Origin of the sequence: Pseudovibrio denitrificans JCM 12308 (assembly GCF_001310815.1) — a bacterium.
In the GTDB taxonomy this organism is placed as follows: Bacteria; Pseudomonadota; Alphaproteobacteria; order Rhizobiales; family Stappiaceae; genus Pseudovibrio; species Pseudovibrio denitrificans.
On sequence record NZ_BAZK01000008.1, the window covers coordinates 178,568 to 193,014 of the forward strand.

Sequence of the window (14,447 nt, forward strand, 5' to 3'; positions counted from 1 at the left end):
AACAGAGCCTCAGGTTTCGCGCAGCAGACTGCGTCTGATGAAGATGATGGAGACCGCATAGGCCAGCAGCAGAACAAGCAGCACAGCCGCGATTGCCGAGGCATAGCCAAAGTCCAGACGACGGAAGGCCTGCGTGAAGATGTAGCTGGAGACTATCTGCGTTGAATCTGCCGGGCCGCCATTGGTCATGACGATGATGAGATCAGCAAAGTTGGCAATCCAGATGGTGCGCAGCATCAGCGTAATCGCGATGGTCGGCGCAAGAAACGGCAGCGTAATGCTGACAAACTGCTGCCTGCGGCTCGCCCCATCAATGGAAGCGGCCTCATAAATCTCACCCGGAATGGATTGAAGAGCTGCGAGCAAGGTGATGGCGAAAAACGGAATGCCGAACCAGATGTTGGCAACGATCGGTCCCCACATGGCCAGATCAGGATCCGACAGGATATTTGTCGGCTCGCTCAGAATGCCAAGCGCAAACAGCCAATGGGGCAGGGGCTAATGACCGGATTAAACATCCACGCCCAATTGAGGCCTGACAAAAACGCAGGCACGGCCCATGGCAGGAACACAAGAGACTGGATGATGCGTCGCCCGGGAAAAGTGCGATTGAGCAAGAGAGCGAGCGTCAAACCCAGAAAGAATTGAAAGAACAGCGAGGTTACTGTCCACCAGAAGGTATTGAATAGCGCATTATGGAAGTTCTGGTCGTGCCAGACCGCTTCAAAATGCGCAAAGCCCACATAGCCACCGCTGAACGGGTTGAGAATGCGGATGTCTCTGACTGTATACGTCAGGCCAACCACCAGCGGCACCATCATCACCGTCACCAACAGCACAATGGCCGGGCTGGCGTAAAAGTAGGGCTCAAGTCGGGATAAGAATCTGCGGGAGGTCACACCCTGCCGATTGGCAGGGTGTGCTCCAAGGTCTGTGGCAGCTGTCATCACTGTTTGGCCAGCCACTTTTTCTGTGCTGCGGAGAGGTAATCCCCCCACTCTTTGCCCAGCTCTTCCGCAGATTTGCGGCCCAGCAGAGCTTCCTGACTGGTGCGGATGGACATGGAGTCTTTGAAGAATGCAAACTCTTCGAGGTGAGTTGGCATGGTCAGTGGGTGTACGTCCGGATCAGAGAGCTCTTCAAACCAACCAGCAAACTGCGGGGTGTTGTAGTGCGGGTCGCTCTCAGCATCCTTGTAGATTGGCAAAGTGCCAACACGCTTGGACCACTCAAGGTTCGCATCACGGCTCTGCAGCTTCGCGATCAGCTTCCAAGAGGCGTCTTTGTGCTCACTGTCAGAGAACATGGACCAGCCTGCGTATCCGATAGTTGGATAAGCTTTGCCATTTGGCCCTTTTGGCATGGTGGTTACGCCAAAGTCGTTCGGGTCCATGCGCTGCGCAATACCGATCAGAGCATCTGGATCCTGATCCAACATGGCGCAGGTGCCGGAGTAGAAGCCCGCCACGATTTCGTTAAAGCCCCAGTTCAGGCTGTCTTTTGGTGCAAGGCCATCCTGATAAAGATCGACCATGAACTGCGCACCTTTGATCCACGCCTCGGTGGACATGATGCTGTTGCCTTCTTCATCGAAGAACTGATCAGTGCCAGCGGTTGTTGCACCAAACACAGCCCAGCCATTGAGGCCACCCGAGCCGCCGCGCAGACAGAAGCCGTATTTGCCTGGCAGTGCAGAAACTTTCTCAGCAGCCTCACGGAAGTCATCCAATGTTACAGGTGGCTTCTCAACACCAGCTTCCTTGAAGAGCTTCTTGTTGTAGAACATAGCACGCAGATAGAAGCCGTAAGGCAGCATGTATGCGGTGCCTGTGCCGCTGCGGGCCATCTCAATGGTGCGGGCGTTCAGCTTGTCTGTGCCATCCCAGCTTTTGAGGTAAGGCTCGAGGCTTTCAAGAGCGCCGTTATTGGCGTAAAGCGCAGCCCATGTGTCTGGCATTTCAACCACATCCGGTGTCTGGCCAGCAGAAACCATGGTCGCAAACTTCTCGAATGCCTGCCCCCATGGCAACGAGATGATTTCAACTTTGGTGCCCGGATTTTCTGCTTCAAACTCAGAAACAATACCCTGCAAAACCTTGGTACGTTCCGGGCTTGTGATCACTTCCACCAGCTGTAGGTTGGTTTCAGCAACTGCCGGACCTGCAATAGCTGTTGCCACAAGACTTGCGGCCAATAACTTCTTCAAACTCATAATTGCCTCTCCTCTAGCAATGTTATTCTGATGCGGCTCCCAACGCTTCTTGGAGGTCCCCCCAGAGATCCTCAGGGTCTTCAAGGCCGACATTCAGGCGAACGACGTGCGGTGACACGCCAAAGAATGCGGTTGAGTTCGGTCCTCCCGACTGAATAAGAGAGGCCTGTGCAGGGCAAATCAGGCTTTCATGCCCGCCCCAACTCACACCGATTTTGAAAATTTTCAGGTGGTTACAAAGCGCTTCGACGCTGACATTTTCTGCCAGCTCTATGGAAAAGAGACCGGAGGTTCCCCGCAGCCCCGGGTGGGCCTTGTTCTGAAACGCCGGATGGAAAACCGTTTTAACCGCAGGATGTTCCGCCAGTCTCTTGGCGATCTCCATACCTGCCTGCTCATGGGCTTTCATGCGTAGTGGGAGTGTGCGCAGGCCACGCAGCAGCAACCATGCCTCAAACGGCGACAACTTACTGCCCAGATACTGGGTCACTTCCCCACGGATCTGCGCAACACGCTCTGCAGACGTGGCGATCACACCAGCACTACGTCACTATGGCCGCTGATGTACTTGGAAGCAGAATGCACTACGATATCGCAGCCCAGTTTGATCGGGTTTTGGAAGATTGGCGAGGCCCAGCTGTTGTCGATGATTGTGGTGACACCCGCCTCTTTGGCACGCTCACACAGAGCCTTCACATCGTGGGCCTCCATGATCCAGCTGGTCGGGCTTTCGAGATAAAACAGTGAGTGGCCGGGCAGGGCGGCTTCAACGGTCGCCAGATTGCTGCCGTCGATATAGTCGACACTGACACCGAACTTGCGCAGGAAAATCTCGAAGAAGCGGAAGGTATCCGGATAAACATGTTTGACGGAAAGGATCCGGTCTCCGGGTTTCACCACCGACAAGATGGCAGACGAAATAGCAGCCATTCCGCTGGATAGTGCGAGAGCATCTTCAGAGCCCTCCAGCTTGGCGATTTTCTCCTCAAACGCACGCACAGTTGTTGATGCCACGGGTGTAAACCGGACGGTTGATCTTGCCCGCAAAGGTGTCACACATCTCCTGATAGGAGGAGAACGTGAAAAGCGAGTTCTGGAAAATCGGCGGCACCACCGCATCCGCGAAGGATGCTTCGTCATGCGCGACAACTGTTGCTGTGTCCTCCCCCCACAGATCGATCATACTAAGTCCGTTTCCTGTGCCATCTGCACAATATCTTCTTCAACCACACTCAAAATTTCCAAGGTATGTTTGCGGGCCTTCTCCGTGTCTCCACTGGCGATGGCGTCAAATAATTGTCGGTGAAATGGAAAAGACCGTCCGGCAAAATCCTTGCGATCGAACGGCATCTCAAAAAAGCTCTCAAAAGACTCCCGCATCTGCTGCAACAGCTGCTCAAACAGCGGGTTTCCTGCTGCACGGTAGATGGAGAGGTGAAACTCAAGGTCCTCAGGGCCTGCAGTGCCATTAAGGTGATGGACCGCTTCCATGTGCTCCAGCTTGGTGCGCATCTCTTCGATCTCATCAGGTGTTGCCCGCTGTGCTGCCAGAATGGAGGCCTCCACCTCCAACGCCCGGCGCACTTCCAGTGTCTGCAACAGGCCATCCCGTTTAGTGGCAATGGACAGCGGCAGATAAACCGTTTTCTCTGAAAGTGGACGTTTCAGGTATGTCCCGGACCCGCGGCGGATCTCGACGATACCCAATGCCTGCAAGTGGCGGATCACCTCACGAATGGACGAGCGGCCAACCTTCAGGCCGTTCATCAGCTCTCGTTCCGTGGGCAGTCTGTCACCGGGCTGCAAGCCTTCCTCCACGATGAAGTCTGTCAGCGATTGCAAGATCGCATCGCTTCTGTCCTCGGTCTTGATTGGCCGAATTTTATTATTGGATGGGCTTGGCAAGTTGGGCTCCGCACAGATGTTCGTTTCATTTTGTCTGCCATCAGACGTCAGACCAATTTTAGAAACAGGAATTTCCGCTTGTAAATCCCAGCTGTGCACAACCCCTGATTTATCGCAGCGTACCTAGAGAGAAAACTGTGAAATATCAGAAGGGTATGTTGGATGAAGAAAATGGAAGCCCGAGGCGGACACAAGATGCAAAAAAGGACGCATCTAAAACAGAGCGTCCTCATTCAATAGCAAATCGTATTTAGACGATTCTGATCATCGTCCAGCTTTTGAAAAGCTCAGCCAGTCGAACTAATGAGCGATACCACCAGAGCCCTTTTTCACAATATCCGTCAGTACATGCGATGGCACTGGTAGCATGACCTGGCCTAGGTTCTTGAGGGTTTCGGCAAAGTCTGCGGCGGCTTGTTCAACTTCCTCACAACGCTGAGGGCAAGTGATATGTTGCAGGCAGAACTTGGCTGTGTCCGTATCGTGCTGAAGCCCCGCGATCAGGCCCATCGTCAGGCATTCTTCGACACAAAGATGATGAGAATCGTAGGGGTAGCACCGAAGCGGGCAGGCGGCACACCGTTTCAGTGTGCGGACATACTGGGATAAGCTCGCTACAGCTAACCCAGCATCTTGATGTCCAAGCGCTTCGTTGTACAAGTCCCAAGCCATTTCCCAAGGCGTGATGGAACCTGTTTCAAAGCCGGCGGACCAACGGCGATAGCCTTCCAGAACCAGTCTTTCTGGTTGGCGTTCCAGATAAACATCATTTGCCCCAACATCCATGGGTAGCGCCTCTTCCGTGCCTCTGGCGGCATCTCACTCCGCCAGCAATTTAAATATGAGTATCATAGTATAGTTTAATTACACCCACGTGTTCAAGCAGGAGTTTTGGGTAGACGGTCATTTTGCGGTTGAAGCCTCTTGATACACAGGGTGGTTGTGCTGGATAGCAAACTCATGCAAGCTCCGGTGCTTGCAACAGCACCCCAAGAGGACCGAATGAGCGAAACGAAAGACGACCGTCAGACAGCCACCATTGTGGATGTGGCCGAACGTGCCGGAGTGGCCGTTGGCACGGTGTCCCGTTTCATCAATGGGCGTGAGGTCCGCAAGACCAACGAGATGCGCATTCGCGAAGCGATCAAGGAATTGGGCTACCAGACCAACACCTTCGCGCAGGCCATGAAGACCGATGTCACCAAGACTGTTGCCGTGGTGATGGATGGGTTTGATGAGTTCCACACGCAGGTGCTCTCCAACGTCATCACCCAGTTTTTTGACCACGGCTATCAGGTCACCACCTATCACCTCAAGAACGAACCGGGTGAACTAGACAATCTCATGTCCATCATGACCGCCCGCAAGTTTGATGGGGTGGTCATGAGCGGCACGTTCAACAACACTATCTCGCTGGACCAACTGCGCTCCCTGCAAAAGCCAATCGTCCTGTTCAACGATGAAGCCACCGGCATCGATATTGACCGGGTGCTGGTGAACAACCGTGAAGCTTCCAAGCGAGCCGTGCAGCATATGATCGAGATGGGGCATGAGCGCATCGCGATCATCAAGGCCAGTGATCTGCAATCCTCTTCCCGTGGTCGCTATCAGGGGTTTTGTGATGCTATGGAAGAAGCAGGCCTCAAGGTCATGGAGGAATACGTCTGCGAAGGGTCGTGGCGCCTTTCAGATGGCTACTTCGCACTTCAGCAGTTGATGGCATTGGACAAACCGCCGACAGCGCTGTTCTCCGTCAACTATGAGATGACCATGGGAGTGCTGGAAGCGATGAAGGAGCAGGGGCTGCAAGTTGCAAAGGACCTGTCTCTGGTCAGCTACGATGACCCGTATTTCTTCCGCTTGCTCACCCCAAGCATCACCGCAATTGCACAGCCGCATGACGTAATTGCGTCGCGTTTGGTGGAGATGATGCTGACACGGCTCAACAACGGGATTTCATCGTCCTCCCGCAAGATGACCGTCTCTTGCGATGTGATCCTGCGTGATTCCGTGGTGCGTCTGCGCTGATTTTTTCACAAGCGCCGCAGAGCAAGAAAGTGTTTTTGTTTCAGAAGACATAGGATCTGTGCAGAGCAAATATGCCGCTTTGCAGCAAAGTTGAAATTATTGAAATTAGTTGACAACGGTATCAACTAAAGGAAAACTTCCAGCATGACGCAGGGTCTCGATGGGGGAGAACCTGCCAGTCTGGGGGGATATTATGAAACTCATTCGGCTCGCGGCAGCGGCTTCATTTTTTGCGTGCACATCATTTTCATTGGCCAGTGCTGAGACAGAACTCAAGCTCTGGAATCTGACCAGCTCCTCTGATGCGGTCAACAAACACTGGGAAGAGGTGATCGCCACCTTTGAGGAGGCGCATCCGGGCATCAAGATCAATTACGAGACGTTTCCTAGTGATGCTTACAAGACAGGCCTGCAAGTGGCTCTAGCGTCTGATGCTGGGCCGGATATCTTCTTCAACTGGTCCGGCGAAGATGCTGCTGTTCTGGCGCGCAACGGACTGACTGCGGACCTAACCGAGATTGGCGCAAATCCGGGTATGTGGGGTGAGAAGATTGCACCGGGTATGTTTGATGCCTTCACGGTTGGAGGCAAGATCCACGGCGTGCCAACTCACTTGATCACCAAATACATGTTCTACAACACCAGCTTCTTTGCAGATAACAATCTCAGCGTTCCTACCACGCTTGGTGAGCTGAAAGCCTCCTGTAAAGCCATCCGCGACATCAACCCGCGCATGTCGCCTATTTCACTGGGCAACGCAGAAAAGTGGAAAGGCGTGCACTACATCTCCACGCTGAACCAGAAGATCGTTGGTGAGGCACAGGTCGCAAAAGACTATGCCTTAGACGGCAATGCTAAGGAGTTGTTCTCTGATCCCGGTTATGTGGAAGCACTGCAAACACTCGTAGATCTCAGTCAGGCTGGTTGCTTCAACAAAGCACCAAACGCCACCACAGCTGATGCCTCCCGCAGCCTGTTTGCTGCTGGTCAGGCAGCCATGATTTACTGCGGAAACTGGTGTCCGGGTACGTTTGATAGCGAGGGGCTTGAAGGCGGTTATGATTTGGCCCGCTTCCCTGCAGCGGAAAACGGCAAAGGCAATCAGGACTATAACTTTGCTCTGCTGGAAGGCTATCAGATCTCAGCCAGAACTAAGAATATGGACGCCGCTTCCACCTTTGTGAACTTCCTCGTCTCCGGCGAAACACAGGCCAAACGCGCGCGTGACTTTGGTCGCCTGCCAGTCAATGCCTCTCACATGGGTGAAGAAGACGGCACACCGATCTTCCGCAAGATCGCGAAGGATGCAGGCAGTTATGCCGGTCTGGTGCTTATTCTGGATGTAGGGTTGGAGAAGTCTGTTTCTGAGCATTACCTCAGCATCATTCAGGAAGTGCTGAATGAAACCAAGACTCCGGAGCAAGCCATGGGTGAAATCCGTGCGCGCGCTCAAAAGGCAAAAGAGCAACAGGGCTAACCCCCTCAACGCTTTCAGCAGAGTCTTAGCGCATGACAGTACTATTGGAACAGGAGAGCGCGGCCCGCCGCGCCACTCCATCCTCCATCTTCGGCACGAGTTCCATTTTCGGATGGATCATGGTGTTACCGGCCCTCAGCCTGTTCGCCCTGTTCATCCTCGTGCCGTTTATCCAAACACTCGTTTACTCGCTTTACAAATTCGGGCTCACATCGCCCACCAAACAGTTTGTTGGTTTCTCTCATTACCTTGAGATCGTGCAGGACGATGTGTTCTGGATCGCGTTTGAAAACAACATCATCATCGCCATCACAGGCATCATTTTACAGATTGGCGTGGGCCTTTTGCTAGCAGCCATTCTGGATCGCGGCATCAAACGCGGGAAGAGCGTGATCAGCGCAATCATCTTCATGCCCATCGTCATCTCCACCATTGCCATTGGTCTGTTGTGGCGACTGGTGTTTGATCCCAACACGGGCATGATTGAAGAGCTGTTCTTCAACATGGGTTGGTCAACTCCTATGCGTGGTTGGCTGGGCGACCCGGATATCGCCCTTTACGCCATCATCTTCGTGGGCTTCTGGCAGTACACCGGCTTTATGATGATTATCCTGCTCGCTGCCATGCAAGGCATCCCGCGGGAGCTTTATGAGGCCGCAAAGCTGGACGGGGCGGGGCCGATCCTAAGCTTCTTCAACGTCACATTGCCAGAGCTGCGCAACGTATTGATCGTGTGTGTTCTCATCACCGTCATCAGTGCCTTCAAAGTGTTTGATCTTGTTTATGTTCTCACCTCAGGCGGCCCTGGCAACTCAACGCAAGTGATGGGCTCCTACATCGTCCAGAATGCCTTCACCATTGGACGCATGGGATATGCGAATGCTGTCTCCGTTGTCCTGCTGGTGATCGCTCTTGGGCTCGGCATTGTTCAGTTACGCACAAGCCGGAGGGACAGATGATCAAAATGCCCTTCAAAACACTCCGGCTCATGATGTACGTCTTCATCGGCGGCTACTGCGTGTTCATTCTTACACCACTCAGTTGGATGGTGTTCACTGCCTTTAAGAAACGCGGCGAGATCTTCGCCAATCCATCGGGCCTACCGAATGAGCTTTACTTCGGCAATTTTGAGCGGGTGTTCTCGTCTGGAATTGGAACCTATTTCCTCAACTCGCTGATCACCTCCGTGTTCTCGGTGACGGGTATCGTCGCAATCTCCACACTGGCGGCTTATGCTCTGGCTCGCATTCCGTTTAAGGGCCGCATGTGGGTCTATATGCTCATCGTGGCCTCCTATGCCGTGCCGCTTCATGCCGTGCTGGTGCCCATGTTCCAACTGCTGGACGGCTTCGGGTTGCTGAATACGCTGGCGGGTTTGATCCTGCCTTACATCGCGTTTGGTATCCCGTTCACCGTCATCCTGCTTTACGCGTTCTTTCTGGAGTTTCCCAAAGACCTTGAAGAGGCTGCCAAGCTGGATGGATGCTCGCAGCTGCGCACGGTGTTTTTCATCGTGTTGCCGCTCTCAAAACCAGCTCTGCTCAGCGCAGCGATCTTTCAGGTGGTATTTGTCTGGAACGAGTTCCTCATCGCCCTTTTGATCCTCACCTCCAAAGAGGTGAAGACACTGCCCCTTGGGCTGACATCCTTCCAGGGCCAGTACTCCAGCGACTGGGGCGCAATCATGGCCGCGGTGCTGCTTTCGGCCTTGCCCATCGTTGCCCTGTATCTGGCCATGCAAAAGCATTTTGTTCGTTCTCTTACAGGAATGGGAAAATAAATGACGACACTAACTATTTCTAATCTCTGTAAGAGTTTTGGCGATGTAGACGTGCTGCATGACATCAATCTGGCTGTGCAAAGCGGTGAGTTTGTCGTGCTTGTGGGACCAAGCGGCTGCGGAAAATCGACTCTCCTGAGGCTGATTGCCGGCCTTGAAGACATCATTGATGGCACCATCCAGATTGGTGAGCGTGTCATCAATGATGTCGAGGCCGACAAACGCGGCATCGCTATGGTGTTCCAATCCTACGCGCTCTACCCGCATATGAGCGTTGAGCAAAACATCGGCTTCTGTTTGCGCGTGGCCCGGCAACCTTCCGCATTGATCCGTGAGAAAGTACAGGACGTTGCGCAGACTTTGCAGATTGAGCAGCTGCTGAAACGCAAACCGGGGGAGCTTTCCGGTGGGCAGCGTCAGCGTGTTGCCATTGGCCGCGCGATTGTTCGCGATCCGGATGTGTTCCTGTTCGACGAACCACTCTCTAATCTGGACGCCGAACTGCGCGTGCAGATGCGATTGGAGCTGATGAAGCTGCATAACAGGCTCAAGGCCACAATGATCTACGTAACCCACGATCAAGTGGAAGCACTGACCATGGCCGACAAGATTGTGGTGATGCGTGACGGGGTGATTGAGCAGGAGGGCACGCCCATCGAGCTCTTCAACAACCCATGTAACAAGTTCGTCGCTGGCTTCATCGGCACGCCCAAGATGAACTTCCTGCATGGCCACATCACAACCGTTACTGAGCAAAGCTTGCATCTGGAACTGGGCGAGGGCGTGGAGCTTGAGATTCCAAACCGTTGGCGCGGCCATGACGCTGTTGGGCGTGGTCGAAAGGTCTGTGTGGGCATCCGTCCCAATGAGGTGGTGGAAGGTGAGAGTGGTGTTTCCACTCTGCGCGGCACCATCAGCGTTGTTGAGCAACTGGGCCGTGAGACGCTCTCGCACATGGTGTTGCCCAACAAGCAATACATCTCCGTTTTGGAGAACGGGCAACATTTTCATGAGCCCGGAACACCATGGACTGTCTCTTTAAAACCCGAAGCCATTTATCTGTTTGACGAGCACGAGCAAACCATCGCGCTCACCAAGGAATTTGCATAATGACGAGAAGAACGCTGAATGATCCGCTGTTGCTGCGGCAGGTGCATCTGGATTTTCATACTGGCCCGCAAGTCCCTGATATCGGGCTGCATTTTGATGAAGACGAGTTTGGCGATACCTTGGTGAAGGCGGGCGTACAATCCATCACCCTCTTCGCCAAGTGTCATCACGGCTATTCCTACCATCCGACCAAGGTCGGCAAACCACACCCGAACCTGAAAACCAACCTGCTGCGCCGACAGATAGATGCCTGCAAAGCCCGGGGCATTGCCACACCCATTTATCTGAGCTGCGCATGGGATGAGCTGGCCTGCCATGAGCATCCGGAATGGCGCGTGGTAGACGAACACGGCAAATGGATCACCACCGGCGGGATTGACCATCTTCAAGGACCGAGCTGGGGTATTCTGGACTTCGGAACCAGCTATCTGGATTACCTTTGTGCCCAGATTGAAGAGGTGGCCCGGCTGTTTCCAAAAAACGATGGCATCTTCCTCGACATCTGCCACCAGTATGTGAGCCTCAGCTCACAAAGCATGGATGCATTGAAGGCCAAAGGGCTGGATTGGCAGAACACCGAACACCTGGTGCGCCATGCAGCAGATATGCGCGATGAGTTTTTGCGCAGAACCACAGCTGCCGCACGTTGTGTTCATGCAGACTTGCCAGTCTTTCACAACCACGGCCATGTAACCCGTGGCGACAGACGTATCCTTGGTTTCGACAGTCACCTGGAGATTGAGAGCCTGCCCACGGGCGGTTGGGGCTATGAGCACTTTCCGGTCTCCGCTCGCTATGCCGAAACCATCGGTGCCAAGTATCTGGGCATGACGGGCAAGTTCCACACATTCTGGGGCGAGTTTGGCACCTACAAACCCGGCGATGCTCTGGAGCAGGAAAGCGCGATGATGCTGGCCTTCGGAGCAGGCAGCTCGGTAGGCGATCAGTTGCATCCCTCAGGCATTATTGACCAGACCACTTACGAGCGGATCGGGCAGGCTTTCAAGCTGATTGAGGACCGTGAGGCGTATCACTCTGGCAGCGAAGGCCTTGCCGAGATCGGAGTCCTGTCCGCTGAAGCCATCAATGATCCTTACACCATCCGCACTTGGCCAAAACACGTGCCGGGAGACGAAGGCGTTGTGCGTCTGTTGTTGGAATGTCAGATGCAGTTTGATGTTCTGGATCGGAACTGCGACCTCAGCCCTTACAAACTCCTGATCCTGCCTGATGAGGTGCAGGTGGATACTGATCTCAAGGCCAAGCTGGATGCCTATTTGGCAGATGGCGGTAAGTTACTTCTTTCCGGCAAAAGTGGCCTTGGCGAAGATGGGTTCCTGTTTGATATCGGCGCTGAGTATTGCGGCACCAGCCCGTTTGACGTGGACTACGCTCTTTTATCGGCACCGGAGTTTGGAGATTCACCGAAAACACCGGTGTGCCTCTATGAAGGGTCTCAGCGGATCAGGGTGACAGATGGCACGTCTCTCGGAGATGTCTATGAGCCGTACTTTGCCCGGTCCATCAAACACTTCTGCGGGCACCAGCATACGCCGAACAGACGCGAAAAGTCGGGCTATGCGGTTGGCGTCAGCAAAGGGCAGATCACCTATCTCGCGCATTCGGTCTTTTCAATCTACATGCAGAAGGGGCCTGTAGTTTTACTGGAGGCCCTGCGCAATCTCATTGGCTCTTTGCTGGAGGAGCCAATGGTCACCACCACCCATGAGCCATGCCCGGTCTCAGGGTGATCCTACGTCACCAGCCGGAGAACAAGCGCTATTTGCTGCATACCTTGTTCTCGACTCCACGGCTGCGTGGCCAAAACAAGAGCACCAACATTGAAGTCATTCAGGAGAAAGTCCGGCTGCGCGACATCTCGCTGGATCTCAAGCTTCCCCGATCAATCACAGGTGCCGAGAGTGTGGATGCGGGCGAGGTAACGCTCAGCACAGTGGGTGGTATCCAGCGCCTCCTGATTGGCGAACTCAACGGACATGCTGTCGTTCCATTGAGTTACGCCTGACGGGATGATTGCATCCTCTTTCAAACCGGGAGGCCGCAGGTCTCCCGGTCTTTTTTTGTGAAAAGCTAAAGCCCACTGAGCACCATGTGAGGTTCGCCATCAGAGGTCCTCTCGCTGGTCATGCCATCTGCATTCAATGTGCAAGTCACGCGGTGACGGAAGGAGGAGAAACTATCAAAACTCACTACATCCACCGCCTCATCAAACTGCAGTGTCAACCGCACCCTGCAAGCTGCGACTGAGCCCTGCACACCAAGAACTTCAGCATCAAACCGCTGACCAAGGTACTTGCCCTGAACTCTATCTCCGGGGCGCAGGTACAGCACGGGCGGACGATTGCCAACAGCAGCGTAAAGGGTGTTCCAGTCCCGATAACCATGCTGGTGGGCAATGAGTTCCAGTGTCTGGGAGTGCGAAATGGGTTCGCCGCGTTTTTCCAGCGCAGCACGCAATTGCTTTGCCTGCGCTTTTAACGCGGAAAGGGAAGGAAGAGATCCATTCATGTCATAGCCTCAAACTATGCGGGATCAACTTGATGGGGCTCGCATTGCCACCAACCCGCTTGTTTAGGCTGATGTCGTCTCTCTTGTTTCAGGCTTCACCATGAGCAACTGCTCTGCGAGCGGCAGGGACCTGAACCCTTGCCGCGCAACCTACAGAGGAAGCCGGAAACTGTCAAACACTGAGACGAGGGCCTAGTAGAACTTGCCGCGCGCAGTTACATGCCAGAGCGTTTCCACCACACCGCCGCGCACACCAACATACCAGTCGTGCAGGTTACAGGTCGGGTCACAATGCCCCGGTACCAGCTTGATCTTGTCGTTGATTTTCAAAGTGTTCTGCGGATCTTTGAGAACACCGTGTTCATCTGAATAATCAAGGCTCTGCAGATCTGGTCGCTCGAATACCTCAGGTGGGCCTGTGTCGATGCTGTGCGCCTTCAGACCAGCATCACACACAGCCTGACCATCAATGTCGGTGGACATGATTGAGGTCAGCAGAAAGAGCGCATGTTCAAAGGCAGGCAGATACTGACCATCTTTGTCTTTCACGCGGCGATAGTCTGCATCCATGAACAAATAGGATCCACATTGCAGCTCATTGAACACACCTGAAGCCGCTTCAAACGGATAAGAGCCAGTGCCTCCACCACCAACGATATCGCAATGGATCTCCTTGCTTTCCAGCAGATCAACCGCATCCTTGGTGATGGTAATAGCCGTATCCATTAGAGCCTTTCGATCCGCGTACTCATAGGCATGTTGAGCCGCCCCCTGATAGGACTGGATGCCTGCAAAACGCAGGTTCGGTGCTGCAATGATCGCGGTCGCCAACTCCAGCACCGCTGCGCTGTCTGCCACACCGCAACGGCTGCCGCCGCAGTCCAGCTCCACCAGAACCTCCAACTCCGTACCTTGCTTCACGGCAGCCTCAGAAAGGGCCGCGATGTTGGGTAGGTTATCCGTGCAGACAAGAATACGCACGCCCAGTTTTGGCAGTTGAGCCAGACGGTCAATTTTATAAGGATCGCAAACCTCGTTGGACACCATGATGTCCGTGATGCCTGCTCTTGCCAGCGTTTCGGCCTCGCTCACCTTCTGGCAGCACACGCCGCAAGCGTGGCCTTGCTCCATCTGCAATTTCGCGATCTCAGCAGATTTGTGCATCTTGCAGTGTGCTCGATGGCGGACGCCGTATTTGGCGATTTCATCCCGCATCTTCAAAAGGTTATGGTCGAAGGCATCCAGATCCACGATCAGCGCGGGCGTTTGCACCTCCTCTACTTTCATCCCAGGCAAAGCGGGGATGTCATAGCCAAGCGTGTACTGGGAGAAATCTGAGGTCACGGCGAAATCCTTGCAGCAGGCAGCGTTCATTAAGCGCACTGATCAAAACAGCAGAAGCAATG

At 54.0% G+C, this 14,447-nt stretch carries 12 protein-coding genes and 2 pseudogenes; 7 read left to right on the forward strand and 7 right to left on the reverse strand.

The features are described from left to right. Positions 1–9: 9 nt before the first annotated feature. From JCM12308_RS12430 to JCM12308_RS12450, 5 genes and pseudogenes are all read right to left on the reverse strand, one after another. A pseudogene (locus JCM12308_RS12430) lies at positions 10–947 on the reverse strand (carbohydrate ABC transporter permease). Beyond that, positions 947–2,206: an ABC transporter substrate-binding protein gene (locus JCM12308_RS12435; RefSeq protein ID WP_054784075.1), complete on the reverse strand. Its 1,260-nt coding sequence runs from the start codon at positions 2,204–2,206 to the stop codon at positions 947–949. The pseudogene JCM12308_RS12430 and the gene JCM12308_RS12435 overlap by 1 nt, the downstream one beginning before the upstream one ends. Before the next feature lie 28 nt (positions 2,207–2,234). After that, positions 2,235–3,395 (reverse strand): annotated as a pseudogene (locus tag JCM12308_RS12440) (PLP-dependent transferase). Then, on the reverse strand, positions 3,392–4,117 hold the full coding sequence (locus JCM12308_RS12445; RefSeq protein WP_037037626.1) for a FadR/GntR family transcriptional regulator: 726 nt from the start codon (positions 4,115–4,117) through the stop codon (positions 3,392–3,394). The pseudogene JCM12308_RS12440 and the gene JCM12308_RS12445 overlap by 4 nt, the downstream one beginning before the upstream one ends. Before the next feature lie 300 nt (positions 4,118–4,417). Continuing rightward, positions 4,418–4,903 carry a hypothetical protein gene (locus JCM12308_RS12450; protein WP_054783930.1) on the reverse strand — a complete coding sequence of 162 codons (486 nt, stop codon included), beginning with the start codon at positions 4,901–4,903 and terminating at the stop codon, positions 4,418–4,420. Positions 4,904–5,119: 216 nt separating this feature from the next. On the opposite strand from JCM12308_RS12450, the gene JCM12308_RS12455 reads away from it, so the two are divergent. From JCM12308_RS12455 to JCM12308_RS29820, 7 genes are all read left to right on the forward strand, one after another. Continuing rightward, positions 5,120–6,145, forward strand: coding sequence for a LacI family DNA-binding transcriptional regulator (locus JCM12308_RS12455; protein ID WP_208609162.1), 1,026 nt, complete (start codon positions 5,120–5,122; stop codon positions 6,143–6,145). Between the two features lie 193 nt (positions 6,146–6,338). After that, on the forward strand, positions 6,339–7,622 hold the full coding sequence (locus JCM12308_RS12460; RefSeq protein ID WP_208609161.1) for an ABC transporter substrate-binding protein: 1,284 nt from the start codon (positions 6,339–6,341) through the stop codon (positions 7,620–7,622). A gap of 32 nt (positions 7,623–7,654) precedes the next feature. After that, the gene (locus tag JCM12308_RS12465) at positions 7,655–8,581 is read left to right on the forward strand and encodes a carbohydrate ABC transporter permease (protein ID WP_054783933.1); all 927 of its coding nucleotides are present in this window, start codon (positions 7,655–7,657) and stop codon (positions 8,579–8,581) included. Continuing rightward, complete coding sequence (locus JCM12308_RS12470) at positions 8,578–9,402, forward strand: carbohydrate ABC transporter permease (RefSeq protein ID WP_054783934.1); 825 nt, start codon at positions 8,578–8,580, stop codon at positions 9,400–9,402. Before JCM12308_RS12465 ends, JCM12308_RS12470 begins: the two co-directional genes overlap by 4 nt. Continuing rightward, positions 9,403–10,512 carry an ABC transporter ATP-binding protein gene (locus JCM12308_RS12475; protein ID WP_054783935.1) on the forward strand — a complete coding sequence of 370 codons (1,110 nt, stop codon included), beginning with the start codon at positions 9,403–9,405 and terminating at the stop codon, positions 10,510–10,512. Next, positions 10,512–12,263: an alpha-amylase family protein gene (locus JCM12308_RS12480; RefSeq protein WP_208978518.1), complete on the forward strand. Its 1,752-nt coding sequence runs from the start codon at positions 10,512–10,514 to the stop codon at positions 12,261–12,263. The genes JCM12308_RS12475 and JCM12308_RS12480 overlap by 1 nt, the downstream gene beginning before the upstream one ends. Then, a complete protein-coding gene (locus JCM12308_RS29820; protein WP_208978519.1) occupies positions 12,245–12,538 on the forward strand; it encodes a hypothetical protein in 294 nt (97 codons plus the stop codon). The genes JCM12308_RS12480 and JCM12308_RS29820 overlap by 19 nt, the downstream gene beginning before the upstream one ends. A gap of 65 nt (positions 12,539–12,603) precedes the next feature. Here the strand turns inward: JCM12308_RS29820 and JCM12308_RS12485 are convergent, their stop codons facing one another. Together JCM12308_RS12485 and JCM12308_RS12490 are read right to left on the reverse strand one after the other, a co-directional pair. Beyond that, the gene (locus tag JCM12308_RS12485) at positions 12,604–13,041 is read right to left on the reverse strand and encodes a glyoxalase superfamily protein (protein WP_054783936.1); all 438 of its coding nucleotides are present in this window, start codon (positions 13,039–13,041) and stop codon (positions 12,604–12,606) included. Between the two features lie 192 nt (positions 13,042–13,233). After that, entirely contained in the window at positions 13,234–14,385 is a 1,152-nt protein-coding gene (locus JCM12308_RS12490; protein WP_244271890.1) for a DSD1 family PLP-dependent enzyme, read from the reverse strand. Positions 14,386–14,447 lie beyond the last annotated feature (62 nt).

Bases quoted from the DNA above. Each gene is read 5' to 3' on its own strand.
- JCM12308_RS12480 (WP_208978518.1), top strand. From the start codon at position 10,512: ATGACGAGAAGAACGCTGAATGATCCGCTGTTGCTGCGGCAGGTGCAT.
- JCM12308_RS12475 (WP_054783935.1), top strand. From the start codon at position 9,403: ATGACGACACTAACTATTTCTAATCTCTGTAAGAGTTTTGGCGATGTA.
- JCM12308_RS12470 (WP_054783934.1), top strand. From the start codon at position 8,578: ATGATCAAAATGCCCTTCAAAACACTCCGGCTCATGATGTACGTCTTC.
- JCM12308_RS12465 (WP_054783933.1), top strand. From the start codon at position 7,655: ATGACAGTACTATTGGAACAGGAGAGCGCGGCCCGCCGCGCCACTCCA.
- JCM12308_RS12485 (WP_054783936.1), bottom strand. From the start codon at position 13,041: ATGAATGGATCTCTTCCTTCCCTTTCCGCGTTAAAAGCGCAGGCAAAG.
- JCM12308_RS12460 (WP_208609161.1), top strand. From the start codon at position 6,339: ATGAAACTCATTCGGCTCGCGGCAGCGGCTTCATTTTTTGCGTGCACA.
- JCM12308_RS12450 (WP_054783930.1), bottom strand. From the start codon at position 4,903: ATGGATGTTGGGGCAAATGATGTTTATCTGGAACGCCAACCAGAAAGA.
- JCM12308_RS29820 (WP_208978519.1), top strand. From the start codon at position 12,245: ATGCCCGGTCTCAGGGTGATCCTACGTCACCAGCCGGAGAACAAGCGC.
- JCM12308_RS12455 (WP_208609162.1), top strand. From the start codon at position 5,120: ATGAGCGAAACGAAAGACGACCGTCAGACAGCCACCATTGTGGATGTG.